This window comes from Citricoccus sp. (genome assembly GCF_032154715.1).
Taxonomy (GTDB): Bacteria; Actinomycetota; Actinomycetes; order Actinomycetales; family Micrococcaceae; genus Citricoccus.
This window is the reverse complement of sequence record NZ_JALDXU010000159.1, coordinates 1-3,225: the sequence shown is the minus strand read 5'-3', so window position 1 is coordinate 3,225 and position 3,225 is coordinate 1. Positions and strand designations below refer to the sequence as shown.

At 69.3% G+C, this 3,225-nt stretch carries 3 protein-coding genes; 1 reads left to right on the top strand and 2 read right to left on the bottom strand.

All coding sequences use genetic code 11. The features are described 5' to 3' along the window. Positions 1-193: 193 nt before the first annotated feature. Positions 194-688, bottom strand: coding sequence for a RidA family protein (locus RUH65_RS15540; RefSeq protein ID WP_313818549.1), 495 nt, complete (start codon positions 686-688; stop codon positions 194-196). Next, entirely contained in the window at positions 685-837 is a 153-nt protein-coding gene (locus RUH65_RS15535; protein ID WP_188805902.1) for a hypothetical protein, read from the bottom strand. Before RUH65_RS15535 ends, RUH65_RS15540 begins: the two co-directional genes overlap by 4 nt. A gap of 77 nt (positions 838-914) precedes the next feature. On the opposite strand from RUH65_RS15535, the gene RUH65_RS15530 reads away from it, so the two are divergent. Then, the gene (locus tag RUH65_RS15530; RefSeq protein WP_313818548.1) at positions 915-3,122 is read left to right on the top strand and encodes a transglycosylase domain-containing protein; all 2,208 of its coding nucleotides are present in this window, start codon (positions 915-917) and stop codon (positions 3,120-3,122) included. The last annotated feature ends 103 nt before the right edge of the window (positions 3,123-3,225 follow it).

Sequence of the window (3,225 nt, the reverse complement as noted above, 5' to 3'; positions counted from 1 at the left end):
GGCCCGACGGCCAGCCCGGTCCGCGGAGACTTCTGCCCGGACGGCGGTGCAGGCGTCCGTGCAGGGGGCAACCGGGCTGGCGGCACGGAGGACGAGCGGCGGGCCGACGAGGTCCGGGAGACCGGCTGTCCGGGCTGCTGCGGCCGGGGCTCGGGAGGTGACGAGGTCATGGTGCGGCGCGGGGCCGGCGTCGTCAGCGGAACCGGACGGTCATCTCGACTTCGACCGGCGCGTCCAGCGGCAGCACGGCCACCCCGACGGCGGAGCGGGCGTGGGCGCCGGCATCACCGAAGACACGGCCCAGCAGTTCGGAGGCTCCGTTGATGACCTGGGGTTGGGCGGTGAAGGACGGATCGGAGGAGACGAAGCCGACGACCTTGACGATCTGTTCGATGCGGTCGAGGTCCCCGATGACGGACTTGACGGCGGCGAGGGCGTTGACCGCGCAGAGGGAGGCCAGCTCGGCTGCCTCCTCCAGCTCCACCTCGGCGCCGACCTTGCCCGTGGCCGGCAACTGGCCGCCCTGGAACGGCAACTGGCCGGAGGTGTGCACCAGGTTCCCCTCGACGACGGCCGGGACATAAGCCGCCACGGGGGCCGCCACCGGCGGAAGGGTCAGGCCGAGCTCGGCCAGGCGCGCCTCGATGGTTCCGGCGGCGCCGGCGTCAGTGGAAGCCGGCCCGTTCACTGCTTCGGACGCTTCAGGTAGGCCACGGATCCGCCCTCGGGACCGGTGACGATGGAGACCAATTCCCACCCCTCCGAACCGTGCATGTCCAGCACCTGCTTGGGCGTGTGGAGGGGCAGCGGCGTGATGAGGTATTCCCAGGTTGTCATGGACCTACCCTAACCGCAGGAATGCCCGTTCCCTCAGGTCCGTCACGGAGGGCGATCCGGCCGGTAGAATCGTGGCCATGGCCAATCGCAAGTCCCCCTTCTTCGACACTGCCACCACACTGGGCAAGATCGTCGCCTTCCTCGGTGTCAGTGCGCTGTGCGGCGTGCTTGCGGCCGGACTCATGCTGCCGATGGCCGCCGTGGGCGGGGCCACGGCCACCGCCGGCGGGGAGATGCTGGACCAGCTGCCCGCCGAGCTGAAGGAGGAGCCGCTCTCGGTGCCCTCCCGCATCCTGGACCAGGACGGCAACGTGCTGGCCACGTTCTACGCCGAGAACCGCGTCCCGGTCGCGCTGGACCAGATCTCCCCGAACATGCAGGACGCCATCATCTCGATCGAGGACGAGCGCTTCTACGAGCACAGCGGCGTGGACGCCCGCGGCCTGACCCGCGCCCTGGTCAACAACGCCACCTCTGACTCGACCCAGGGCGCCTCCACCCTCACCCAGCAGTACGTGAACAACGTGCTGGTCAACGCGCAGTACCTGAACAACGAGCGCACCACGATCTCCGGCACCAAGACCGTGGCGGACAAACTGCGCGAGATGAAGCTGGCCGTGGCCGTGGAGAAGGAGATGTCCAAGGAGGAGATCCTGGAGGGCTACCTCAACATCGTGCTCTTCTCCGGCCGCGTATACGGCGTCGAGGCCGCCGCACGCTACTTCTTCAACAAGAGCGCCGCGGATCTGAACATCCCGGAGTCCGCGATGCTCGCCGGCATGGTGCAGTCCCCCAACGGCTACAACCCGGTCAACAACCCGGAGGGGGCCACCGAGCGCCGCAACACCGTGCTCGGCGCCATGCTCGGCACCGAGGCCATCACCCAGGCCGAGTACGACGAGGCCGTGGCGTCCGATCTCGGCCTGGACGTCACGCCCCTGGCCTCCGGCTGCATGTCCGCCAACTACGGCAACTACTTCTGCGACTACGTCCAGCGCACCGTCCTGGCGTCCGAGTCCTTCGGTCCGGACGCCGAGTCGCGCCAGCGCCTGCTGGACCGCGGCGGCCTGCAGATCACCACCACCCTGGACTCCACCCTCCAGCAGGAGGCGGAACGCGCCGCCCGCGAGAACGCCCCGTACACCGAGTTCGGCGAGAACGACGCCGTGGGCGCCTCCCTCGTCACGGTGGAGCCGGGCACGGGCAACGTCCGGGCGATGGCCCAGAACACCACCTATGATCCGGCCGCCGAGGGTGACCAGAACACCACCATCAACTTCAGCGTGGACCGCCCCATGGGCGGCGGTGCGGGTTTCCAGGCCGGCTCCACGATGAAGCCCTTCACCTTCCTGTCCTGGATCGAGTCCGGGCACTCGATGACGGACACGCTCGATGCCCGGACCAACACCTACCCGAACCGAACCCAGTTCCAGGGCTCCTGCGGCCAGTCCGGGACCATCCCCCTGTTGCTGGACCGCCCGGCCTGGACCGTCCGCAACGCCATTGCGGACATGAACAAGCCGATGCGCGCCGACTACGGCCTCTACTGGTCCATCAACACGGCCACGGTGGCCGCCGCCTACGCCCAGGACCTCTGCGGCATCACCGACCTGATGGGCCGCGTGGGCATCCAGAACGCCGGTACCGGCGAGACCATCAACCCGCTGAACCCGTCCTTCGTCCTGGGCTCGGAAGAGGTCTCGCCCCTGATGATGGCCGCCGCCTACGCGACCTTCGCGGACGACGGCAACTACTGCGAGCCCCGCGTCATCAGCGAGGTGACGGACACCCGCGGCAACTCCTACCAGGTGCCGCCGGTGGCCTGCGAGAAGGTCGCGGACACCCAGCACGTCGCGGAGCTGAACAACACGCTCAAGGCCATCGCCTCGGAGCGCATCGCCCAGGACATCACCTTCCCGATCGCCGGCAAGACCGGCACGAACAACTCCTCGTCCTCCACCTGGTTCATCGGCAGCACCACCGGCCTGACCACCGCCTCCTGGGTCGGCAACTTCCGTGATCTTGACTCGCTGGAAGGCGAGACCATCGGCGGCGTCGAATATGAGGACGTGTGGGGCTCCATCATCGCCGGCCCGATGTGGGCCGACTACATGGGGACCGCGGCCGAGGCTTACCCCACGGACGAATTCACGGCCTATGACGGCCCGGCCTCCGATCCCCGGACCATGGGCTCCCGGGAGGGCGGGGAGACCATCCGGGTCGACCGGCGCCCCGGCCCCCAGCCGTACTATGACCCGGACGCCGTCGTCTCGACCGAGGACTGAGGCCCACATGGGGAAGGCACAGGTGAGGGCCGCGCGCCAGGCCGCCGGCCGGCGTCGGGCACGGTGGGTCTCCGCCGCGAAGGCGGCCGCGGTGGCCACCGGC